The organism is Chromohalobacter sarecensis (assembly GCF_023061135.1).
GTDB lineage: Bacteria > Pseudomonadota > Gammaproteobacteria > Pseudomonadales > Halomonadaceae > Chromohalobacter > Chromohalobacter sarecensis.
On sequence record NZ_JAKGAN010000007.1, the window covers coordinates 76,537 to 97,037 of the forward strand.

Sequence of the window (20,501 nt, forward strand, 5' to 3'; positions counted from 1 at the left end):
CGACGGCACGCTCTGGTATTTCCTCCGCCGGTGTTAACCGGATCAGGTTCCAGGGTTGCGCATGGCGCTCTCAGCCCATTGCGTGATGGGCACCCCTATCCAGAGATGATTATTGTATCCTGATACGGTGGCGACTGCCCAGTCGTGCAGGGGGGCGCCATCTCGCTATCGCTTGGGCTGTCAGGAGTATGCATGTATCCCGATCCCGCACTGACGCATCGTATCGAGGTCTTCACCGGTCATGCGCTCGCTGCACTGCCACTGGCTTGGGATGATAGCGCCAATTGGCTGTGGCGTACGTGCAATGAAGCGCCGCAGTTGCTCAAGTTGGCACGCACGCATCCTGCCCAGGACCCTTTCTGGCAAGGTATTGAGCGGCTTTTTGGCTTCGATCGTTGGCGCTGTCCCGAGGCGCTGACGCGTCTTGCCGGTGCCTTGCCGACACATTTACCGCTCCCGCCGTTGCCTTTGACGTATCTGGGCGCGCTGCACCAGACGCCGCTCTGGAGCCTGCCCTGGAGCGATGGTACGCCGGCACGGATGGGGAATGCGTTCGCTGCACTTTTGGGCAGCCAGTTAGGGCACTTGCATCGCGAAACGGTATCGGGCTGGGGGCATCCTCTGGAGACGGTCTGGCCGCTATCGCAGTGGCCACGACGGGCGCACGATTTTTTGAGGCGACACCCACGCTGCGCCGATTGGGAGGCGCTCCCCGATTTTCCCGTGCCGTCACGCGCGGTGTGGTGCCTGCCCGATTTACGTGCCGATCAATTCCTGTGCGGCGCCACCGGTTGGCTATGGAGTGACTGGGAGGCGCTGGTGTGGGCGCCGCTCGAGTTCGATCTATGTGTGGCTGAATTGCTCATTACGGGGTCCGCTGAGCGAGATGCTTTTGTTATCGCTTATCGACGCCAGTCGCCGGATGTCGCGCTTGGCGAATACCGTCAGGGAATGCGCGCCCTGATCTGGGCCATGCGGTTACAGGGTGATATCGACTGGCATATCTTGAAATCGCAGCCTGCATGGTTGATGTAGGTGACAGCATGGCTCGTCGGGACATGGCATACTAGGCCCTTGAATTTAGGGAGATAGTCGTTAGTCGTGGATACCATCAACAGCCTTTTTTTATTTTCGGGGTTCCTCATCGCGCTGAGCATCGTCGCGAGCCGCGTCTCGTCGCGCATCGGGGTGCCACTGCTGGTGTTGTTCCTGGGGTTGGGCATGATGGCCGGCGAGGAAGGCGTGCTGGGCATCGAGTTCGACGATTATTCGCTTGCCTACCTGATCGGGCACCTGGCACTGGCGATGATCCTCCTCGATGGCGGCTTGCGCACGCGGCTCAAGACGTTCCGCGTGGGGCTCAAGCCGGCGCTTTCCTTGGCGACATTGGGGGTCTTCGTGACCAGCGGGCTCGTCGGTCTGCTGGCGACTTGGATATTCAATCTTTCCCTAGTGGAAGGTTTATTGGTCGGCGCGATTGTGGGCTCCACGGATGCTGCCGCGGTCTTTTCGATGCTCAGCGGTCAGGGGGTGACGCTCAACGAGCGGGTGGGTGCAACGCTGGAGATCGAGTCGGGTACCAACGACCCGATGGCGATTTTCCTGACGATCACCCTGGCGGAGGTGTTGGTAAACGGTGCCAGCGGTGTCGGGCACACGCTAATAACGTTCGTCTCGCAGTTCGGGCTGGGCTTGCTGTTCGGGGTCGGCGGTGGCTGGCTAGCGGCCAAGCTGCTGCGCTGGCTCGATCTAGCGTCAGGACTTTATTCGCTACTGGCGCTGGCGTCGGGCTTTTTCATCTTCGGCTTGACCAGCGCGACTGGTGGCAGTGGTTTCCTGGCGATTTATCTGGCGGGCTTGATGATCGGTAACCAGCCGGGGCGGCATCTCACGCATATTCTGCCGGTTCACGATGGCTTGGCGTGGTTGAGCCAGATAGGGCTTTTCCTGGTGCTGGGGTTGTTGGTGACACCCAGTGAAATGATCGATTATGCCGTGCCGGGCGCCGTCTTGGCATTAGGCTTGATCTTCGTGGCGCGCCCGTTGGCTGTGCTGGTCTCGCTCAAGCCGTTCTTCAGTTTTCGCTGGCGGGAGCTCGGCTTCATTTCCTGGGTGGGGTTACGTGGGGCAGTGCCCATCGTGCTGGCCATCTTTCCGGTGATCGCGGGGGTCGAGAATGCGACGCTGTATTTCAACGTCGCTTTCTTCGTGGTGCTGATGTCGCTATTGATGCAGGGGGCTTCCCTGGCGCGGGTGGCGCGTTGGATGCGTGTCGAAGTGCCGGCCGGCACAACGCCCAATCGCCGCGGTGCGTTGGGCGTGCTGCCGGAAAACGATTATGAAATGTTCGTCTATAAGGTCGAGAACGAAGCGCTCGAGAACGTGTCTATTCGCTTGCTGCGTTTCCCGTCGGGTGCGCTGATCTCCGGTCTGTTTCGTAAACATACCATGCTGCATGCCAAAGGCAGTACGCGGCTGAAACTTGGCGATGTCATTTGCGTCATCGGGCGCAGCGAGGATCTGCCGGCGCTCAATCGATTGTTCAACGGAGACGCTACGCTTAAGCGTGAGCGCGCCTTCTTCGGTACTTTTACATTGGATGGGGAAGCCGTCATGGGCGATGTGGCGGATGCCTATGGGCTGACCTTGAGCGCGGGTGAGCAGAACATGACCCTGGGTGAATTCGTCTCGCTGCGCGTCGGCGGCCATCCCGTGGTGGGGGACGATGTCGATTGGCATGGCTTCCACTGGGTCGTCAGTTCGGTGGAAGGCAATCGGGTAACAAAGGTCGGTTTGAGGCTTTATCACTGAGTCAGTGAACGTGAATTTAATAGCGCGCAGCACATTATCTTGTTCTACGCTGAGTAATTATTTTGTCCTGCGGAGTTTTTCATGTCCATGCCCCACCGGCGCCTCTATCGTTGTCGTGCTTGTCAGGTTGAAGTGTTCATTAAGGCAACGCGACGGCCGCTGGAAGCAAGGTGTCCGGAATGCCAAGCGAGTGATTTCGAAAGCGTCGAGATGGCCGGGGCACATCCGCGTGCCAGCGTCGATGAGCTGCTAGCGAAGGCACTGGAGCGCGAAGGCAGCGACTCGCGTGATGATCTTAGGCACGTTGAAGAGCTGGTGTTTCGCGATACTTAGTCGATCCTTGTGATGTTTTTGTTAGTTGATAAGGAGCCGCTTGCGTGTTTCAACGGCATGGTCCCAATGAGCGCGGCCGCGATTTCATCGTCGGTGATATACACGGCCAACTGGCGTTGCTGCATGAGACGTTGAGTGCGGTCGGTTTCGACCGTCAACGCGATAGACTGTTCAGCGTTGGGGATCTGATCGATCGTGGTGCCGATAGCCTCGAGTGTTTGTCTCTCGCCCTCGAGCCTTGGTTCTACGCCGTGCGTGGCAATCACGAAATGCTGGCGTATGACGCGTTGCTGGGCGAGGAAAGGGGCAGCTTGAAAACGCGTGATGCCTGGATGATCAACGGTGGCACTTGGGCGCTAGAGGCGGGATTGGCCGAAGTGCAGACGCTGCTCCAGCAAGCCTTGCCATGCATGCCCTATGCGCGCGAAATATCAGTCGCCGGTAAGCGTCTCGGTATCGTTCACGCCGAACCACCCGCGGACTGGCGGGACGTCGTAACGCCTTCGCAGGAACTGCTCTGGGGAAGAACGCGCATCCGGCGTGGCGACGAGACGCCGGTCAGGGGTATCGATGCCGTGGTGGTGGGGCATACCATCGTGGAGCGTCCCACATGGCTAGGGAACGTCTACTACATCGATACCGGCGCCTTTACGACGGGAAGGCTAACGCTCATCGAAGCCGGCACACTAATGAGCGGTAGCGAACCGTTGCCGCTGTAACGGTTCGATGTAACATCCCAAACGAAAACGCCCCGAGACCAGTAAGTTACTGAAATCTCAGGGCGTTTAAATGTAATGGCGGAGGGACAGGGATTCGAACCCTGGGAAGGCTACAAACCTTCGCCGGTTTTCAAGACCGGTGCATTCAACCGCTCTGCCATCCCTCCGGCTTACGGCGGTGTATACTACCAGCATTTGCTGAGTCGTCAAGACTTTTTGTGCTTTCAATGAGTTAAAACAACGTTGGGGCGTTGAATATCCATCTTGCAGTGGGAACTCAAGCGGGGCATCCTAGGTCTTACCTTATGTTTTCAGCGCCACCGAGGAGAGAAATCCCATGGCATATCGTACTTCTCAGATTGCTGACCAGCAGACGACGCGGTCGGAAATCAGTACCAACAAGGTGTTGCGCAACACCTATATGCTCTTGGCCATGACGCTGTTGTTCTCCGCTGTGATGGCGGGAACCGCGATGGCCATGGGCATCGGGCAGATGAATATCTTCATCTTCATGATTGGTGCCTACGGCTTGATGTTCCTGGTTCATAAGACCGCGAATTCGGCGGCGGGCATTTTGTCGATCTTCGCTTTCACGGGCTTCATGGGCTTCACGTTGGGGCCGATGTTGAGCCTCTACCTGTCAATGCCCAATGGCGCGCAACTGGTGATGACGGCGCTGGGGATGACGGGCGCGACGTTCATCGGGCTATCGGCCGTGGCCTTGATTACCCGCAAGGATTTCAGCTTTTTGGGTAACTTCATGATCGCCGGGGCGATCGTGTTGGTACTGGCAATGGTGGCGGCGATGATCTTCAATATCACCGCCTTGGCACTGGCCGTCTCAGCAGGCTTCGTGCTGTTCTCTTCGGCGGCGATTCTGTATCAGACCAGTGAGATCATCCATCGCGCAGGGGAAACCAACTACATCTTGGCGACCATTACCCTGTTCGTGTCGATCTACAACCTGTTCATTAGCCTGTTGTCCCTTCTTGGGTTCATGTCTAACGACTGATTCGGCACGTGGCGCGACTGCGCGCCTGTTTGGCAAAGGCCCGCACCTCGAAAGGTGCGGGCCTTTTACGTAGGGCATTTTCATCCTCGCCAGAGTTGCAGCAGAGGCTCGGCGAACCCATGCCAGCGGGTGTAGAAAATCGCGCGGCGTCGGGTGTTGGCGATATCTTCGGTGTCGAAAATGTCATGCCGAAGATGCGGGTCATGCCGAAGGCGCGCCAGGCAGCCTATCTCGCACTTGGGCGTTGAGCACGAGAAGGCCACTCTATCGCCATGGGTGATCGACAGCGTGGATGAGCAGGCCGTTTCGGTCCGTGCCAGCGACGCTGGCGGACGTTTAGTCGGGGAAAGCAGGGCAACGCTCATGATCGTAACCTCCACGAATCAGCAGGTGTGCCGGTACATTACGACACAGACACTTTCAATTTAGCTGGATTTCGTAACGGCTAAAGAGGATTCGCACAAACCCTGACGGCGCTCATATTAGTCGCGTCTGTTGCGGTGCGGCATAAAAAAAAGCCGCCTAGAAAGGCGGCCAAAGTTTGGGGATATCAACAGATCAGTATCGCTAGCTAAAGATGTGCTATACGTTAGCTTGTTAAAAATATACTCGCTAACATGGTTGGCGTCAATGATTGTCTGACTCGATGGCGCGTGGTGCTTCCAATGATTTGCCTGACCTCGTTACGTCGAGGACAATAGTGCTATTCACTATGTCCGTGATGGGAGACTCTCGATGCGTTACGCCTTACTCGTGCTAGGAGGTCCGTATAGCCATCAGGCCGCGCACTCTGCATTGCGTTTCGCGCATGCCGCCATCGCACGGGGACATCGTGTCGGTACGGTGTTCTTCTATCACGATGGGGTCTATAACGCTGCGCACTTCGCGGCGCCGCCGCAGGACGAGCCGCATCTCGTCGATGCCTGGCGTGAGTTACAGCGCACGCAGGGAACCGTCTTGCAGGTCTGCGTGGCGGCGGCACTGCGTCGTGGGTTGCTCGATGCCCGCGAAGCCGAGCGTCACGGCAAGAGAGGGGCAAGTCTCGAACCTCCCTTCGAGTTGACGGGGCTGGGTCAGTTGCTCGATATCGGCCAGACGCACGAACGGCTGATCACCTTCGCGCCCTGAATAAGGCGTCGCTCATTCATGTCACGGGGAATTGTCATGTCCGAGATAACCGAGGCATCGCACGGCGATCTTCTGGTGATGCTACGTCATGCGCCGCACGGCGGTTTATGGCTACGCGAGGCCCTCGATCTAGCATTGGTGGGCGCGGCTTTCGGTCAGTCTGTCTCGTTGTTGCTGATGGGGGATGGCGTCTGGGCATTGCTCCAGGGCCAAGGCTCGGGGCCGCTGGGGCAGAAGGGCTCCCAAAGCACCTTCGAGATGCTGGAGATGTATGATATCGAGCGTTTATATGTCGATGTCGACTCGCTCGCGGCGCGTGGGCTGACTCGCGACGATTTGCTCTTGCCGGTGATTGAAGTGTCGACGCCGGAACTGTCGACGGTACTTGCCGGTCACCGTCAAATCTTCAATTTCTGAACGTTGCCCGTACCGAATGCTAGCTGGGTAGCGCTGTTAGGAGACACCTGCGAATGTTGTTGCACTTGCTCAATCGTGCCCCGAGTTCGAGCTCCGTTCATCAGGACGTACTGCGCACGATGGGGGAGGAAGATGGGTTGATGCTGATCGAAGATGGCGTGTTTGGCGCGGTGAGTGCACAGGTACAACATTTTCCCGGCCTGGAAGGGCGCCTGTTCGCCCTGCGCGAGGATCTGGAGTCGCGTGGCCTGGCAGGGCGCTGCGATTCCCGCGTGATCATCGTCGACATGGATGGTTTCGTGGCACTGACCGAGGAAGTGCAACGCACGGTGAGCTGGTTCTGATGGCGACCACGCAAGCGACACGCTATATCACGGTGGAAGGCCGCGACATCGGGCTCGACCCCGAAGGGTTCGTGGTCGATCTGGCGGCCTGGACGCCGGCGGTAGCCGAGGCGCTGGCCGCCGAAGAAGGCAGGGAACTGACGCTCGAGCACTGGGAGGTTCTCGAGGTATTGCGGGCCTTCTACGCACGCTATGAGAATGCCCCAGCGATGCGGCCCTTGGTCAAGGCCGTCGGCCAGGCGCTGGGGCCCGATAAAGGCCGCTCCCTGCACTTGATGCGGCTGTTTCCCGAGAGTCCTGCCAAGGTGGGCGCGCGCCTGGCGGGATTGCCCAAGCCGACCAACTGTCTTTAAGAACTGTTTTTAAGAACTATCTTTAAGAACGGTCTCTACGAACCGTCTTCAAGCACTCTTTCTAGGTCTTCGATGAATTTTCTTGCGCATGGCTGGCTGGCACGTGGTGGCAACGACGCCTTCTTGTACGGCAACTTGATTGCCGATGGCGTCAAGGGCGATCCCGATGGCTATTGGGCGGCAGATATTGCGCGCGGTATTCGCCATCATCGTCGTGTGGATGCCTGGGTCGATGACCATGCTGTGATCCGTGGCGTGCGAGAACGCGCGCCACGCCCACAGCGGCGCGTGGTGGGTATTGCCCTGGATCTGGTGTGGGATCATTTCGTGGCGCGCGATCATGCCGATGTCGCCTTGATTGCGCGTTGTTACCGGGTGCTCCAGGCCCAGGGGCGAGCCCCTAATCGCTTAGCACCCATGATTCCCGCCCTTATCGAAGACGACTGGCTGAATCGTTACGCCGATTTCGACTTCACCTGTCAGGCGATCGCGGGCCTGGGGCGCCGTCTAAGTGGCCCCAATCGCCTGGCGGAACTGGTGCCCTGGTTGCGCGCCGACTACTCCGCACTAGAGCATGATTTTCAGCGACTCTGGCCGGCACTCAATAAGACGTTGAGCGCTGACTAGGCCTTGTCTTCAGTGGTATTAGTCCGTCAGCCACAGGCACTCTACGCGCTCGCCTTCGTGGAGAGTGGTGTGCTCGGGTACCACCGCGAGGGCATCGGCCTCGAGGCACGAGGACAGCACCGCCGAGTTCTGATCGGCGAAGGCGTGGGCGACGATGCCCTCGGCGGTAAACTCGAGCCCCACGCGCATGTAGTGGCGACGCGCTTGCGTGTGCGTGGTGAAGTCCGCGCGTGCCCACAGGCGGGGCAGCGCGGCCATGTGCGGACAACCCAACAGGGCGCCCATGAGAGGGCGGAGGTACACCCAGGCGCCCACGAAGCAGGATACGGGATTGCCGGGCAGGCCCACCAGTCGCGCCTGGCCGATGCGTCCCAGTGCCAGGGGTTTGCCGGGGCGCATGGCCAACTGCCACAGATCTAGCTGACCCAGTGATTCCAGCGCGTGCTTGACGTGGTCTTCTTCGCCGACGCTAACGCCGCCGGTGGTGACGATGACATCGGCGCGCTCGGCGGCCTCGCGCAGGAGGCGCTGGGTGGTCGCGAAGTCATCGGGCACGTGTTCGCGCATGACCAACTCGGCGCCGAAGCGCTCGAGCAGACGCGAGAGCATGGGCCGATTGGAATTATGGATTTGCCCCGGCGCGAGCGATTGGCCGGGCTCGATGATTTCATCACCGGTGGAGAGCAGCGCCACGCGCGGACGACGGTACACGTCGACTCGCGTGATGCCCTGGCCGGCCAGGTGCCCCAAAGCGGCCGCCTCGAGCCGGGTGCCTGCTTCCAGAAGCGGAGTGCCGGCCCCCACGTCGCGCCCACGGCGACGCACGTTATCGCCCAGCGTGATGTCGCTGGGAATATGCGCCTGGGCGTTTTGCGCCTCCACGCGTTCCTGCATCACGACCGTGTCGGCGCCTGGAGGCATCTCACCGCCGGTGAAGATGCGTACACAGGTGCCCGGTGCCAGCGGTTCGGGCGCGTGGCCGGCGGCGATGCGCTGGCTGACGGGCAGCCACTGACCGGCATCGGCATGGCGTAGTGCATAGCCATCCATGGCGCTGTTATCGGCGGGCGGCACGTCGAGGCGAGCGGTGACCGACTCGGCCAGCACGCGGCCCGCCGCCGCCTCGCAATCGATGCGTTCGACATCTCCCGCCTTCACGTCTTTTAACAACGCCTCCAGCGCGCGCTCGACGCTTTGCAGCTCAGCCATGCTGGCCTCTCCCGGGAATCACGAGGTTGGCGAAGTTGCACGGCTGATGGCGGCTGTCGAGCTGTTCATGAAGGATGCCGTCCCAGGCGGTGCGGCAGGCGCCGGTGGAACCTGGCAAGCAGAACACAACGGTCGCGTTGGCCAGGCCGCCGAGGCAGCGGCTCTGCACGGTGGAGCTGCCGATTTCTTGCCACGACAGATGACGAAACAACTCGCCGAAACCTTCGATGTGCTTGTCGAGCAGCACTTCGACCGCCTCGGGAGTGGAGTCACGCCCGGTGAAGCCGGTGCCGCCGGTGGTGACGATGACTTGCACGCCGTCGTCGGCGATCCACTGAGCGACGAGCGCGCGGATACGATAGACGTCATCGACGACGATGCGCTTGTCGGCGAGTTCATGTCCATCGCGTTCCAGGCGTTCCACCAGCGCGTTGCCCGAACGGTCGGTTTCCTCCGTGCGGGTATCGGAGACGGTCAGCACGGCGATCTTGAGGGGAACGAACGCGGCCTCGCTCATGCGTGTGTATCCTTCTTGCGCTGCTGACGGGCATCCAACGCTTCGAGCTGTTCAGGGGTAGCAGGCGCCTGATAGAGCTTTTTCCATTCGCTGTAGGGCATGCCGTAGACGTATTCTCGGGCGGTCTCGTAGTCGAGCTCGATACCCCGCTCGCTGGCGGCGGCCACCAACCATTTGGAGAGGCAGTTACGGCAGAAGTCGGCCAGGATCATCAGGTCGATGTTCTGCACGTCCTTGTTGGCGTCCAGATGGTCGAGCAGTTGGCGGAAAGCGGCTGCCTCGATCTCAGTACGCGTGTCAACGTCGATATGTTGCATGGGAGGGCCTCCTCGCTGGGGATGTCATCATGGAATGTTTCTAGCATAACAAAGAGCGACACCGCCCGGGGGCGGTGTCGTCTCGAACGCGAGTGCTAGTTGGGTCGGTGTGCCGTCGCTGTGTCATCGCCGACGGGCGGGTCACTTTGCTGGGGCTGCCCGGCGTTGTCCTTGACCTCTTCGTACCACAGGTTGTGGTGCTGCTTGGCCCAGGTTTCGTCGACATAGCCGGTCGCCATGCCTTCCAGCGCGCCTTCGGTGCCCAGGGTGCCGATATAGATGTGCCCGAGCGCCACGGTCATCAGGATCAACGATGTCACACCGTGGAACATGTTGGCCCACTGCATGTTGTCGCGGGTCTGCCCGAAGATCGGAAAATCGAGCACCAGGCCACTGATCACGACCAGCAGGCCGACACTGGCGAGTATCCAGAACCAGGCTTTTTCGCCCGCATTGGCGAAACCGGCATCGGGGTGTTTGTCGCCCACCATGCCACCACCTTGCTTGAACCACTCCCAGTCATGCTTCTTGGGCAGGTTGACCTTGAGCCACTTGGCGAGGATGACGATCAGCAGAATGCCGAAGACAGGGCCCGCGTAGTTGTGGATCAGCTTGGAGCCCATGATCATGTTGGCCCAGAAAACATCGCCGAAGATGTGCCGGAAGACGAACTTGCCATACAGCAGGTTCAGCCCGGTCAGCGATAGGGCGATGAACAACGTTGCCACGGTCCAGTGCAATGAGCGCTCGAAAACCGTCCAGCGCAGGATCTTGCGTCCCGTGCGCTCGTGGCCGAGGTCGTTGCGCCCGACGATCAGATAGAAGATGATCAGGATCGCCAGCATGCCGCCGATGGCGATCAGGCCGGCGGGCGAAATCCACTCGTTGCGGATCTGACGCCAGGTCTCGCCGCTGGGGTTGATGAGGTTGTAGGTCGAGTCATAGCGCGAGTCAATGAAGTTCTCGCCGCTTTTGACCTGCCGCCAGGTGTCGGCGTCCACGGTGCCGACTGCCTGTCCTATTTCTTCGTCGGGTTCAGCCGCCGATGAGGGTGGAGCCAGGCTGGCGGCCAACACCGCCAGCAATAGCACCGCACCGATCATACGCAGCCGCCACAGGCATTGCATGAGTGTGTGCATGAGCGTTCTCCTCACCCTTCACGTGTGGCACGGGTGGCGTCGTAGGCCATCTCGTCGAGATTGCCCGAGACATCCGGACCCGACATCTGTGCTTTTTCCACTGATGACCAGCCGCCGTCTTTATGACCGCGATAGACCACTCGCTCACGAAAGATATCGGAAATGGTCTGGGCATCACCGGCCAGCAGTGCCTTGGTGGAACACATCTCGGCGCACAGCGGTAGCTTGCCCTCGGCGATACGGTTGGCGCCGTACTTCTCGTATTCTTCTTCCTTGGTCTCGGCGGGGCCGCCGGCACAGAAGGTGCACTTGTCCATCTTGCCACGTTCGCCGAAGGCTTCTTCCTTGGGAAACTGCGGTGCGCCGAAAGGGCAGGCGTAGAGGCAGTAACCGCAACCGATGCAGATGTCCTTGTCGTGCAGAACGATGCCGTCATCGGTCTTGTAGAAGCAGTCGGTGGGGCAGACCGCCATGCACGGCGCGTCGTCGCAGTGCATGCAGGCCACCGAGATCGAGACCTCGGAGGGCTTGCCGTCGTCCAGAGTCACCACGCGGCGACGCTGGATGCCCCAGTCGGTTTCGTTGGCGTTCTTGCAGGCCGTGACGCAGCCGTTGCATTCGATGCAGCGTTCGGCGTCGCATAAAAATTTCATTTGAGCCATGGTGTTCTCCTCTGGCCGGCGAGGTACGCGCCCTCACCGGCGTTTCAAGCATCGTCGATCAGGCGGAGGCTTTCTCGATCCGACATAGCGTGCATTTGGTTTCCTGCATCTGTGTCACTATGTCGTAGCCATAAGTGGTCGCGGTATTGGCGGCCTCGCCGAGTACATAGGGCTGTGCGCCTTCGGGGTACTTGTCCGCCAGGCTTTCACCTTGGTAGATACCACCGAAATGGAAGGGCATGAACGCCACGTCACGGGCCACGCGCGGCGTCACCATGGCTTTGACCTTGACCTTGCCGCCCTCGGGGCCGTGAACCCAGACCATGTCATCGTTCTTGATGCCCAGGTCGTTGGCCTGTGCCGGATTGATCTCGACGAACATCTCCTGCTGTAGTTCGGCGAGCCATGACATGGAGCGAGTTTCTTCGCCACCGCCTTCGTACTCGACCAGGCGTCCCGAGGTCAGGATGATCGGGAAATTCTGGCTGAAGTCCTGTTCCTGAATCGAGCGATAGAGCGTCGGCAGACGATAGAATGACGCCACGTCGTCCCAGGTTGGATATTCCTCCACCAGGTCGCGCCGGCTGGTATAAAGCGGCTCGCGATGCTTGGGCACCTCGTCGGGGAAGGTCCATACCCGGCAGCGTGCCTTGGCGTTGCCGAAGGGCGCGCAGCCATGCTCGATCGCCACGCGTTGAATACCGCCGGACAGATCGGTTTTCCAATTCTTGCCTTCCGCAGCGGTCTTTTCTTCGGCGGTAAGATCGTCCCACCAGCCCAGGTCCTTAAGCATGTCGGCGGTGAACTCGGGATAGCCGTCGTTGAGCTCGGACCCCTCGCTCGCAACCCCGTCGGCAAGCAGATCTTCGCCGTCGTGTTCGACGCCGAAGCGGGCCCGGAACGTGAGCCCCCCTTCTTTAACGGACTTGCTCATATCGTAGAGCAGAGGCGTGCCGGGATGGTTGAATTCGGGCGTCCCCCAGCAAGGCCAAGGCAAGCCATAGAAGTCACCATTGGCGGGGCCGCCTTCCGCTTTCAGCGTATCGAAATTGAAGGTGTGCCAATTCTGCTGGTGCTCCTTGAGGCGTTCGGGACTTTGCCCGGTATAGCCCACGGTCCACATGCCCGCGTTGATCTCGCGTAGCACATCCTCGATCACCGGACGGCCGTCTTCGATGGCGTAGTTGCGCGTGAATTCATCGCCGAAGCCGAGTTTCTTCGCCATGAGATACATGATCTCGTGATCGGGCTTGGAGTCGAACATCGGTTCGACGACCTGGTCGCGCCATTGCAGGGAGCGGTTGGTAGAGGTCACGCTGCCGGTTGTTTCGAACTGGGTCGCAGCGGGCAGCAGATACACGCCGTCCGTGCGGTCGTTCATCACGGCGGCGACGGTGGGATAGGGATCGACCACGACCATCAATTCGAGCTGACTCATGGCCTTTTTCATTTCCGGACCACGGGTCTGCGAGTTGACCGCATGTCCCCAGTAGAACATCGCCTTGAGGTTAGTGCGCTGGGCGATATCCTCGTCGTTTTCCAGAACCCCATCGACCCAACGCGAGACGGTGATGCCATTGGAGTTCATGGGCAAGCTACCGTTATATTCGCTTTGATCGAAACGGTTCTTGATCCACTCGTAATCGACATCCCATATCTTCGCCCAGTGCTTCCATGCGCCTTCGGTAAGACCGTAATACCCAGGGAGTGAATGCGACATCAATCCCAGGTCGGTAGCGCCCTGCACGTTGTCGTGGCCACGGAAGATGTTGGCCCCGCCACCGGAAACACCGATATTACCCAGTGCCAGCTCGAGAATGCAGTACGCGCGGGTGTTGTTGTTGCCGGTGGTGTGCTGGGTACCGCCCATGCACCACACCACGCAGCCGGGGCGATTATCGCTGATGCGCTTGGCGACGTCGTACATGTCGGCCTCGCTGACGCCGGTGATGCGCTCAACGACGTCCGGAGGGAACTCAGCGACTTCGCGGCGCACTTCTTCCATGCCGAAGACGCGCTGATTGATGTACTCCTGATCTTCCCAGCCATTGTCGAAGATATGCCAGAGCAGGCCCCAGATATAGGCCACATCGGACCCCGGCCGTAGGCGGACGTACTTGTTGGCCTTGGCGGCGGTGCGCGTGAAGCGCGGGTCGACGACGATGACCTGCGCGTGGCTACGCTCCTTGGCACGCAGGATGTGCTGCATGGCCACCGGGTGTGCTTCGCTGGGGTTGGAGCCGATGAACAGAATCGACTTGCTGAAGTGCATGTCGTTGAGCGAATTGGTCATCGCCCCGTAGCCCCAGGTATTGGCCACGCCGGCGACGGTGGTGGAGTGGCAGATGCGTGCCTGGTGATCGGTATTGTTGGTACCCCACAAGGCTGCCAGCTTGCGCATCAGGTAGGCTTGTTCGTTGCTGAACTTGGCCGATCCCAGCCAGTAGACGCTGTCCGGGCCGTGCTGTTCGTTCAGCTCCAGCACCTTGTCACCGATCTCCTCGATGGCCTGATCCCATTCGAGGCGCTGCCATTTGCCGTCGACCAGCTTCATCGGGTATTTCAGGCGCCGCGTGGAATGGCCGTGTTCACGTAGCGAAGCGCCCTTGGCGCAATGCGCGCCCCGATTGATCGGGTGGTCGAACGCGGGCTCCTGCTTGGTCCAGACCCCCTCTTGCACCTCGGCGTAGACGCCGCACCCCACCGAGCAGTGGGAACAGATGGTGCGTTTGGTTTCGACGGGAGCATCGGAATACGCCGTTTTTTCCTTGGCGTTGGCGGCCTGCATCATGCCATGGCCCATGAAACCGGCGGCGGCGAGGCCACCCGTCGCTACACCACTGCGCTGCAGGAATTGTCGGCGGTTGATGCCCAGCCCACCCTGGCTGGTGGGTTGGGAGGATTTTCGAGTCAATCGCATGGTTATGTCCTCAGTTCCGGTTCTCTCGACCGTTTAGTTAGTCGCGCAAGGTGGCGTAGAACGCCTTGACGTGATCGGTTTCGCGATACGTCGTTTCGTCGGCATCGGCGGCGTCTTTTCCTTCATCCGACTGCGCCTGCGCCAGGGTGACGTGGCCGACGGCCATGGCCGCACCTGCGGCGACCGTGCCCAGCCCGATGTTGCGCAAGAAGTGACGCCGCGCGGGGTTGTTCGACGTTTTATTGTTCGACTCTTTCATGGGGCGACTCCTGTGGTCACTGCGCACCGTGATATCGCCGTCAGGCAGCGGTATGCGTCATCGGTGCTGGTCATGAGTGGGTGTCCCCTTCACTCAGTTGCGTCCTGCTGAGTGTTGAGGGGGTTGGCGAAAAGGTGACGACTTGCGCGTCGGGATCACTTTGCAACTGGTTATCTTCCCGGGAGAGGAAGGCCTCTCCTAGTGCCCCGACGCTGGCATAGAACGGGTCTTCGACCTGGGCCAGGTCACGCATCAAACGTAGCGCCCAAGGACTCAGATGGCGTTTGAAGAAGACCGCCTGTGTCTCGGCCTGAGACTCGATGAGCATGGCCATGACTTCGCACATTGCCGAGAAATGATCTTCGGGTTCCTTGACGTGCGCGGCGCGCTCGAACCCCAGATGCTTGAGGTCATGGCGTAGCGCCACCAACGGCATTTCCATCAGCGAGCCGGTCAGATACCAGGAAGCATACGGCACGAGCTGGCCCTGGATTACCCCGACCAGCAAGCCGAAATGCACGTCGTGCAGCGTTTCGGGATGCGCGTGGTGGGCGGCCAGTGACAACGAGGCCCAGTGGCGCTTGAGTGCCGAGTTCTCATCATCGGGTTCGAGCGCGGCGAGAAAGTCGAGCAGCTCGGCGTTGGGCGCCTCGCGGACCAGGCGCGCCAGCAATAAATAGACATCGGCGCGCAAGGCGTTACGCTCCTCGAGCGCCGCGGTCAGCGACGCTGGGGAGTGATGGGTATCGCTATGCTCGGGTGTCGTCATGGTCATACCTTGAGCTGAGCGTTGGGGTCACGCGCCATGTCGTGCCAGATATCCTTGACGCGGCAGTCTTCGCACATTTCCAGGCGCTTGATGGCGTCGCCGGCAAAATACGGGTGATCGGCGAGTTTCTGCTTGATCGAGGCGATGGTGCTGGCGGTCGCGAACGGCTTGCCGCAGCTGATGCATTCGAACGGCGCTTCTTCCTTGACCGTCGCAACGTGGTTGCGGGTCTCGGGAGCGGCCATGAATCCGGGATGCAGGGCAATAACCTGTTCGGGGCACGCGGTTTCGCACAGCCCGCACTGCACACAGGCACTTTCCTGAAACTGCAGCGCTGGTGATTGACCGGGACTGCTCAGCGCCTGCGTGGGGCAGACCGCAACGCAGGCCATGCACAGCGTGCAGTGGTCGGTGTCGATATTCAGCGTGCCGAAGGGAGCACCTTCAGGCATGGCTACGCGCTCTTCACTGGGCGTGCCCCGTGCCGCGAGAAAGTCGAGGATGTCGTTGAGAGCTTCACGCTTGCCGTGCGGGCGCGGCGCTTCCAGGCGTTCGCCGAGGGGCGGCACGATCGGCAGTGCATCGCGTATGGCGGTATTGCCTGCATCGATCAGGCTAAGGCGTCGGGGATCGTGTCCCAATGATTCGAGCAGGGTAATGGCCTGTGCATGCTGGTCGTGTACCAGGTGCGCCAAAGAGGGCGGCAGGGCGTCATGCATGACGATGCGGACTTCGGCAGCGCCGCGTGCAATGGCGCCGAGCCAATGGTCGAGCCCTGCCGCGCCGAGTTCCTCCAGCGGCACGTCGAGGACATGTCCCGTTGCCTCGGTGGTTTCGCTGGTTTGCGTCTCTTGATCGAGAAAACGCACCACGGCGGTATCGCCGCCTTCGCCATGGTAGGTAGCCAGCAGGCGCGCGATGTAATCGTCGAGGCGTTCCGGCGTGGGCAAGGCGTAGCGAATGGCGCCGGTGGGGCAGGCGCTGGTGCAACTGCCCGCGCCGTGACAACGAAACGGATCGATGACGATTTCCTGCTTGACACTCGAGATGGCGTCGGCGGGGCAGACATCGAGGCAGCGGGTGCAGCCGCTTTGGCCACGCCCGGCATGGGCGCACAAATCGCTTTCGATCTGAAAATAACGCGGCTTTTCAAACTCCCCGATGCACGCTTGAAGATCCTCCACGGCCTGCTCGAGGGGCGTCGCTTGTGTGACGCGGTGATACCCCGGCGGCGGCAATTCGTACTGCAACAGCGCCGGTGTGCCGAGATCGAGAATGGCATCGAAATGATCACGCCCGAGGCTGGCCTGTGAAAGGGACTCGCCGCCATCACGGGAGGTCAGATGGAATGCGCCCAGATAACCTTCCAGGTGGGGGTGGGCGCAGGCGATATAGCGCACGTCGGCGCTATCCGGTGCAGCGTCATGATCATGTGGTAATGCGGATTGCGTCGTGACCAGTGTAATACTGGCGAGTTCGCTGTCCGTGAGTGCCTTGGCAGCACGTTGCAAGGCCTCTGCCGGCCCTACGATGGCGACATGGCCGTGGCTTACGTAGCTCACGGTGGGGGGCGCAAGGTTCTGCGGCCATGAAACCTGCTGCAGGGCAGCCTCACGGGCGGCTACATTACGAGCGTCGCCATTTAGCGCGCGCGTATCGATGAACTGGGGCATGTCACCTCATCAACTTGTCGGTCTTGCCACGGGGCTTTGAATCTTGTCGTGCCAATCGTGTGGCATCTCGTCTCGGTCTTTGCCGAGCTTTATATAGTGTTATGACTGCAGGTTAGGTACCCGTTCTTGTCGCAAACGAAGGATTTGCCGGGCAAGATACGGGAGCGTTTGGGCGGTATTGATAACCTCGGTGGGTCAACTTGACGCACCCGAGCGGTCGTGTGGGTCATTTGGCGCCTCTTCTTCGGACAGGCCTGTCTCGTTCGGCTGGTCTGTCTGCACCGCTTCAGATGTGTCGTCCGTATCCTCGTCGGGGGACGTGTCGGATTGTAGCGTCTTCGCGTCGTCATGCTGTTCCGAGTCTTGGGACTCCGGCTCTTGTGCCTGGCGCAGCCATTGGCGCATCCGTGCACTGACCTCGGGCATCATGCGTCTCAATTGCGAATAATCCTCGTCGTAATCGTCGAGACCGTCGCGCACATTGTAGTTGCCGACCTTGAACATGCGGCGTAGGGCGCGGCGTTTGAGGAGTTCGCTGACCTCGGGCAGCATGAAAGCTCGGAAGTCGTCACCGGCACCGAGTCGTTCCGGCTCGGGGAGTTGCTCATCGAGTGGGCGCTGCGGGTCGTAACCGGGAATCAAGGCTGCGGCGCGTGATGATGTTTCGTTCGCTTCGCTCGGGGCCGTCGCTTGTGTTTTCTCGGGTAGGGACGCCGGTGTTTCTTCACTCGGCGTCTCGAGCGACGGCTCATTGCCATGTTCGCGTTTGCGCTGTGACCAGCGTTGCATGAAGCTCATGACATCACTCCTGACTGGCGCGTCCGGCGCCGGCACGTTTCTTCTTTCGCCCAGCTTCGACACGTTCACCATGGCGCGCCAGATAGGCCTCGATCCAAGCCTGGATCGCCAAGGGCATGGGGGTGTCGAGGACCTGGGTGTCACCATCCATCCAGTTCGCCGCGACCTCTTGGCTGGCGGTCAGTTCGCGCGGCGCGGGGCCGTCGTCGGTCGACTCGCAGCGCACGAACAGGCAAGGGTGCTGGGAGTTTAAGTTGAAACGATAGGCCGTACGCTCGGTGAGAAAGAGCGTCAGCGGCAGGACGTGAGGGCCGTGATCATGGCACCCCATGTCGGCAATGTACCAGGCTAGGGACGTGAAGCCCTTGACCACCTGGCGCTGGAACGCCAGCTCGAAGCTTAAATGTCTCAGGTTGTCATCGGCTGCCATCGCGGTTGCCTCCCTATGAGATGAAACATGGCACGTTGTGTCTCCATCATATAGCAAGCCGCGTGCCTGATAGTCCGGAAAATGGGACATTGCTGCATATTTCCCTTGGGCATGCGTGTCGCGCTTTGGGTATCCTGTCGCCACAATAAGGGAGGTGAGCATGTCCAATGTAGTGCTGAGTCGGGCGCGGATGCCGACAACACTCGAGATTGCAGTGACCGATGAATATGGCCAACGCCGACAACAGGCGATCGCCGCCGAGCGTGCCTTGACGGTGTACTTGAATCGTCAGGAGATCGTCACCTTGATGACGCTGGGGTCCGAGCCGGAAGCGCTGGTGCTGGGTTACCTGCGCAACCAGGGGCTCCTGGTGCGCGCCGAGGACGTCGAGGCGCTGCAGGTCGACTGGGACGTGGAGGCCGCCGCCGTCGTGACGCGTGCCTTGCCCGAAGATCTTGACGCGCGCCTGGCCCAGCGAACCGTGACGACTGGCTGCGGACAGGGGACGGTCTTCGGGCGCTTGCTCGATGCTACCGATCTGCGCCCCTTGCCCTGTGAGCCGTTATCTCAGGCGGTGCTGTATCGCATGCTCGACAATCTGGGGCAGTTCAACGAGACCTATCGCAATGCCGGGGCCGTGCATGGCTGCGCGCTATGTCGTCAGGATCGCGTGCTGGGGTTCGTGGAAGACGTGGGACGTCATAATGCGGTGGATACGCTGGCCGGTCGCCAATGGCTGGCGGCACTGGACGAAGGCACGCCGGAAGACGCCGAGCTGGCCACGGCGGATATTTTCTACACCACGGGACGGCTGACGTCGGAAATGGTGCTCAAGGTCGCGCAGATGGGAATCAGCGTGCTGGTCTCGCGCTCGGGCATGACACAGAAGGGCGTGGAACTGGCGCAGCGTTTCGGTGTGTTGCTGGTAGCGCGTGCCAAGGGACGTCATTTCCAGGTCGTCGACGAACAGGCACGCCTGGTACTGGATGCCATGCCGGCGCCCCGCCCGGGGGACAAAAAGGCGTCTCGACATAAGGGCACCTCATGAGCGATTCATCCTCCAGCGATTCATCCTCCACGTCGCCGTTTCTCAACGTGCATCAGGTCGCCGAGCTGCTGCATCTCAACGAAAAGAAGATTTACCAGCTGGCCAGCGATGGTGCCATCCCCTCCACCAAGGTGACCGGCAAATGGCTCTTCCCTAGACGCTTGGTCGAGCAGTGGATTCTGGAGTCCTGCCACCATGGCGTGCTCGCTGATCGTTTGATGGTGACCGGCAGTGACGACCCGCTGCTCTCGGCGCTGATCATGCGACTCAATCAGCAGCAGCAGGGGCATGCCTTCTATGGCTATAGCGTCACCGGGACGCAACTGGGCTTGTCGCTGCTCTCGCAAGGACGCGCCGATGTGTGTGCCATTCACTGGGGGCGCGCCGAAGAAAGCGAGTTGCGCCATCCCGCCCTGGTGAGAAGTCATAGCGGCTATCGCCATTGGGTGTTGGTGCGTCTGTTCCGTCGCAGTCAGGGGTTGATCATTCGCGCGGAAGACCGCCACCAGCCCCACGACCCGTCGGGGCTTTTCGGCGCCAATCGGCGTTGGGCGATCCGCCAGGAAGGAGCGGGGTCGCAGCGTTTCCTGAAAGAATGGCTGGCGGGCCACCAGTTGCGACTCGAACAGCTCAATACCCAGGTCGTCGCGTATAGCGAGCGTGAGGTCGCCTCGCTCATCGCCCGTCATGAGGCCGACATCGGCCCGGGAACGCTGTCGGCGGCCAATGAATTCGGCCTGGGCTTCATTCCCATCACCGAGGAAGCGTTTGACCTGGTGACGCCGCGCAACGTGTATTTTCGGTCGCTGTTGCAGCAGATGTTCGATTATTTACACAGTGCCGCCGGCTTGACCCTGGCCCAGTCTCTGGGCGGCTACACGCTCGATGAATGCGGCAAGTTGTTGTGGCGGGGCGACGAGGTTCAGCATACCTAGCCTACTGGTCAGCACTACTTATCGTCAGTGAGTGGAAAAGCGGATACTGCTTTGATCGCTGGGTTGTCTCGTTCCCCGTGG

The 20,501-nt window shown here is 60.5% G+C and carries 24 protein-coding genes, 1 tRNA gene and 1 riboswitch; of the genes, 12 read left to right on the forward strand and 13 right to left on the reverse strand.

Annotation, left to right across the window (positions count from 1 at the left end; genetic code table 11):
* Positions 1-2: 2 nt before the first annotated feature.
* Positions 3-107: riboswitch (TPP riboswitch) on the reverse strand.
* An 85-nt stretch (positions 108-192) separates the two neighbouring features.
* The 4 genes from L1071_RS12200 to L1071_RS12215 all read left to right on the forward strand — a co-directional run bounded on the left by L1071_RS12200 (position 193) and on the right by L1071_RS12215 (position 3,863).
* A complete protein-coding gene (locus L1071_RS12200; RefSeq protein WP_246975241.1) occupies positions 193-1,035 on the forward strand; it encodes a hypothetical protein in 843 nt (280 codons plus the stop codon).
* A 66-nt stretch (positions 1,036-1,101) separates the two neighbouring features.
* On the forward strand, positions 1,102-2,811 hold the full coding sequence (locus tag L1071_RS12205; RefSeq protein ID WP_246975242.1) for a potassium/proton antiporter: 1,710 nt from the start codon (positions 1,102-1,104) through the stop codon (positions 2,809-2,811).
* Between the two features lie 81 nt (positions 2,812-2,892).
* Positions 2,893-3,144 (forward strand): hypothetical protein, encoded by a 252-nt coding sequence (locus L1071_RS12210; protein WP_246975244.1) that lies wholly within the window; start codon positions 2,893-2,895, stop codon positions 3,142-3,144.
* 44 nt (positions 3,145-3,188) lie between these two features.
* Positions 3,189-3,863 carry a metallophosphoesterase gene (locus tag L1071_RS12215; RefSeq protein WP_246975246.1) on the forward strand — a complete coding sequence of 225 codons (675 nt, stop codon included), beginning with the start codon at positions 3,189-3,191 and terminating at the stop codon, positions 3,861-3,863.
* A 76-nt stretch (positions 3,864-3,939) separates the two neighbouring features.
* Here L1071_RS12215 and L1071_RS12220 read toward each other — a convergent pair.
* Positions 3,940-4,030, reverse strand: a tRNA-Ser gene (locus L1071_RS12220).
* A gap of 170 nt (positions 4,031-4,200) precedes the next feature.
* On the opposite strand from L1071_RS12220, the gene L1071_RS12225 reads away from it, so the two are divergent.
* A complete protein-coding gene (locus L1071_RS12225; protein WP_246898083.1) occupies positions 4,201-4,875 on the forward strand; it encodes a Bax inhibitor-1/YccA family protein in 675 nt (224 codons plus the stop codon).
* Between the two features lie 80 nt (positions 4,876-4,955).
* Here the strand turns inward: L1071_RS12225 and L1071_RS12230 are convergent, their stop codons facing one another.
* A complete protein-coding gene (locus L1071_RS12230; RefSeq protein WP_246975248.1) occupies positions 4,956-5,240 on the reverse strand; it encodes a hypothetical protein in 285 nt (94 codons plus the stop codon).
* Positions 5,241-5,610: 370 nt separating this feature from the next.
* On the opposite strand from L1071_RS12230, the gene tusD reads away from it, so the two are divergent.
* The 5 genes from tusD to L1071_RS12255 all read left to right on the forward strand — a co-directional run bounded on the left by tusD (position 5,611) and on the right by L1071_RS12255 (position 7,744).
* The gene (gene tusD / locus L1071_RS12235) at positions 5,611-6,003 is read left to right on the forward strand and encodes a sulfurtransferase complex subunit TusD (protein ID WP_246975250.1); all 393 of its coding nucleotides are present in this window, start codon (positions 5,611-5,613) and stop codon (positions 6,001-6,003) included.
* A 36-nt stretch (positions 6,004-6,039) separates the two neighbouring features.
* On the forward strand, positions 6,040-6,420 hold the full coding sequence (gene tusC / locus L1071_RS12240; protein WP_246898090.1) for a sulfurtransferase complex subunit TusC: 381 nt from the start codon (positions 6,040-6,042) through the stop codon (positions 6,418-6,420).
* 53 nt (positions 6,421-6,473) lie between these two features.
* Positions 6,474-6,764, forward strand: coding sequence for a sulfurtransferase complex subunit TusB (gene tusB, locus L1071_RS12245; protein WP_246975253.1), 291 nt, complete (start codon positions 6,474-6,476; stop codon positions 6,762-6,764).
* Entirely contained in the window at positions 6,764-7,117 is a 354-nt protein-coding gene (locus L1071_RS12250) for a TusE/DsrC/DsvC family sulfur relay protein (RefSeq protein ID WP_246975255.1), read from the forward strand. Before tusB ends, L1071_RS12250 begins: the two co-directional genes overlap by 1 nt.
* A gap of 72 nt (positions 7,118-7,189) precedes the next feature.
* Positions 7,190-7,744, forward strand: coding sequence for an acyl carrier protein phosphodiesterase (locus L1071_RS12255; RefSeq protein ID WP_246975257.1), 555 nt, complete (start codon positions 7,190-7,192; stop codon positions 7,742-7,744).
* Positions 7,745-7,762: 18 nt separating this feature from the next.
* Here the strand turns inward: L1071_RS12255 and L1071_RS12260 are convergent, their stop codons facing one another.
* The 11 genes from L1071_RS12260 to L1071_RS12310 all read right to left on the reverse strand — a co-directional run bounded on the left by L1071_RS12260 (position 7,763) and on the right by L1071_RS12310 (position 18,437).
* Positions 7,763-8,953 (reverse strand): molybdopterin molybdotransferase MoeA, encoded by a 1,191-nt coding sequence (locus L1071_RS12260; protein WP_246975259.1) that lies wholly within the window; start codon positions 8,951-8,953, stop codon positions 7,763-7,765.
* Complete coding sequence (gene moaB, locus L1071_RS12265; protein WP_246975261.1) at positions 8,946-9,470, reverse strand: molybdenum cofactor biosynthesis protein B; 525 nt, start codon at positions 9,468-9,470, stop codon at positions 8,946-8,948. Before moaB ends, L1071_RS12260 begins: the two co-directional genes overlap by 8 nt.
* Positions 9,467-9,787, reverse strand: coding sequence for a DUF1244 domain-containing protein (locus L1071_RS12270; protein WP_246975263.1), 321 nt, complete (start codon positions 9,785-9,787; stop codon positions 9,467-9,469). The genes moaB and L1071_RS12270 overlap by 4 nt, the downstream gene beginning before the upstream one ends.
* A gap of 95 nt (positions 9,788-9,882) precedes the next feature.
* The gene (locus L1071_RS12275) at positions 9,883-10,926 is read right to left on the reverse strand and encodes a formate dehydrogenase subunit gamma (RefSeq protein ID WP_246975265.1); all 1,044 of its coding nucleotides are present in this window, start codon (positions 10,924-10,926) and stop codon (positions 9,883-9,885) included.
* 11 nt (positions 10,927-10,937) lie between these two features.
* Positions 10,938-11,588, reverse strand: coding sequence for a formate dehydrogenase FDH3 subunit beta (gene fdh3B, locus L1071_RS12280; RefSeq protein WP_246975267.1), 651 nt, complete (start codon positions 11,586-11,588; stop codon positions 10,938-10,940).
* A 58-nt stretch (positions 11,589-11,646) separates the two neighbouring features.
* Entirely contained in the window at positions 11,647-14,508 is a 2,862-nt protein-coding gene (locus L1071_RS12285; protein WP_246975268.1) for a formate dehydrogenase subunit alpha, read from the reverse strand.
* A 37-nt stretch (positions 14,509-14,545) separates the two neighbouring features.
* Entirely contained in the window at positions 14,546-14,767 is a 222-nt protein-coding gene (locus L1071_RS12290; RefSeq protein WP_246975270.1) for a twin-arginine translocation pathway signal, read from the reverse strand.
* A 70-nt stretch (positions 14,768-14,837) separates the two neighbouring features.
* Positions 14,838-15,536 (reverse strand): TorD/DmsD family molecular chaperone, encoded by a 699-nt coding sequence (locus L1071_RS12295; RefSeq protein ID WP_246975272.1) that lies wholly within the window; start codon positions 15,534-15,536, stop codon positions 14,838-14,840.
* A 2-nt stretch (positions 15,537-15,538) separates the two neighbouring features.
* The gene (locus L1071_RS12300) at positions 15,539-17,209 is read right to left on the reverse strand and encodes a 4Fe-4S binding protein (RefSeq protein WP_246975274.1); all 1,671 of its coding nucleotides are present in this window, start codon (positions 17,207-17,209) and stop codon (positions 15,539-15,541) included.
* Between the two features lie 195 nt (positions 17,210-17,404).
* Positions 17,405-18,007: a DUF3306 domain-containing protein gene (locus L1071_RS12305; protein ID WP_246975276.1), complete on the reverse strand. Its 603-nt coding sequence runs from the start codon at positions 18,005-18,007 to the stop codon at positions 17,405-17,407.
* A 4-nt stretch (positions 18,008-18,011) separates the two neighbouring features.
* Positions 18,012-18,437, reverse strand: a complete 426-nt coding sequence (locus L1071_RS12310; RefSeq protein ID WP_246975279.1) for a DUF3305 domain-containing protein — start codon at positions 18,435-18,437, stop codon at positions 18,012-18,014.
* A gap of 160 nt (positions 18,438-18,597) precedes the next feature.
* Between L1071_RS12310 and L1071_RS12315 the strand changes: the two genes are divergently transcribed.
* Both L1071_RS12315 and L1071_RS12320 read left to right on the forward strand, forming a co-directional pair.
* Positions 18,598-19,485, forward strand: coding sequence for a formate dehydrogenase accessory sulfurtransferase FdhD (locus L1071_RS12315; RefSeq protein ID WP_246975281.1), 888 nt, complete (start codon positions 18,598-18,600; stop codon positions 19,483-19,485).
* The gene (locus L1071_RS12320; protein ID WP_246975283.1) at positions 19,482-20,420 is read left to right on the forward strand and encodes a helix-turn-helix transcriptional regulator; all 939 of its coding nucleotides are present in this window, start codon (positions 19,482-19,484) and stop codon (positions 20,418-20,420) included. Before L1071_RS12315 ends, L1071_RS12320 begins: the two co-directional genes overlap by 4 nt.
* The last annotated feature ends 81 nt before the right edge of the window (positions 20,421-20,501 follow it).

Excerpts from the sequence above, each read along its gene's own strand:
- L1071_RS12230 (WP_246975248.1), bottom strand. The coding sequence starts at position 5,240 with ATGAGCGTTGCCCTGCTTTCCCCGACTAAACGTCCGCCAGCGTCGCTG.
- L1071_RS12315 (WP_246975281.1), top strand. The coding sequence starts at position 18,598 with ATGTCCAATGTAGTGCTGAGTCGGGCGCGGATGCCGACAACACTCGAG.
- L1071_RS12310 (WP_246975279.1), bottom strand. The coding sequence starts at position 18,437 with ATGGCAGCCGATGACAACCTGAGACATTTAAGCTTCGAGCTGGCGTTC.
- fdh3B (WP_246975267.1), bottom strand. The coding sequence starts at position 11,588 with ATGGCTCAAATGAAATTTTTATGCGACGCCGAACGCTGCATCGAATGC.
- L1071_RS12300 (WP_246975274.1), bottom strand. The coding sequence starts at position 17,209 with ATGCCCCAGTTCATCGATACGCGCGCGCTAAATGGCGACGCTCGTAAT.
- L1071_RS12210 (WP_246975244.1), top strand. The coding sequence starts at position 2,893 with ATGTCCATGCCCCACCGGCGCCTCTATCGTTGTCGTGCTTGTCAGGTT.
- L1071_RS12290 (WP_246975270.1), bottom strand. The coding sequence starts at position 14,767 with ATGAAAGAGTCGAACAATAAAACGTCGAACAACCCCGCGCGGCGTCAC.
- L1071_RS12255 (WP_246975257.1), top strand. The coding sequence starts at position 7,190 with ATGAATTTTCTTGCGCATGGCTGGCTGGCACGTGGTGGCAACGACGCC.
- L1071_RS12320 (WP_246975283.1), top strand. The coding sequence starts at position 19,482 with ATGAGCGATTCATCCTCCAGCGATTCATCCTCCACGTCGCCGTTTCTC.
- L1071_RS12225 (WP_246898083.1), top strand. The coding sequence starts at position 4,201 with ATGGCATATCGTACTTCTCAGATTGCTGACCAGCAGACGACGCGGTCG.
- L1071_RS12295 (WP_246975272.1), bottom strand. The coding sequence starts at position 15,536 with ATGACGACACCCGAGCATAGCGATACCCATCACTCCCCAGCGTCGCTG.
- L1071_RS12270 (WP_246975263.1), bottom strand. The coding sequence starts at position 9,787 with ATGCAACATATCGACGTTGACACGCGTACTGAGATCGAGGCAGCCGCT.
- tusB (WP_246975253.1), top strand. The coding sequence starts at position 6,474 with ATGTTGTTGCACTTGCTCAATCGTGCCCCGAGTTCGAGCTCCGTTCAT.
- tusD (WP_246975250.1), top strand. The coding sequence starts at position 5,611 with ATGCGTTACGCCTTACTCGTGCTAGGAGGTCCGTATAGCCATCAGGCC.
- L1071_RS12275 (WP_246975265.1), bottom strand. The coding sequence starts at position 10,926 with ATGCACACACTCATGCAATGCCTGTGGCGGCTGCGTATGATCGGTGCG.
- L1071_RS12285 (WP_246975268.1), bottom strand. The coding sequence starts at position 14,508 with ATGCGATTGACTCGAAAATCCTCCCAACCCACCAGCCAGGGTGGGCTG.
- L1071_RS12200 (WP_246975241.1), top strand. The coding sequence starts at position 193 with ATGTATCCCGATCCCGCACTGACGCATCGTATCGAGGTCTTCACCGGT.
- moaB (WP_246975261.1), bottom strand. The coding sequence starts at position 9,470 with ATGAGCGAGGCCGCGTTCGTTCCCCTCAAGATCGCCGTGCTGACCGTC.
- L1071_RS12260 (WP_246975259.1), bottom strand. The coding sequence starts at position 8,953 with ATGGCTGAGCTGCAAAGCGTCGAGCGCGCGCTGGAGGCGTTGTTAAAA.
- L1071_RS12305 (WP_246975276.1), bottom strand. The coding sequence starts at position 18,007 with ATGAGCTTCATGCAACGCTGGTCACAGCGCAAACGCGAACATGGCAAT.
- tusC (WP_246898090.1), top strand. The coding sequence starts at position 6,040 with ATGTCCGAGATAACCGAGGCATCGCACGGCGATCTTCTGGTGATGCTA.
- L1071_RS12250 (WP_246975255.1), top strand. The coding sequence starts at position 6,764 with ATGGCGACCACGCAAGCGACACGCTATATCACGGTGGAAGGCCGCGAC.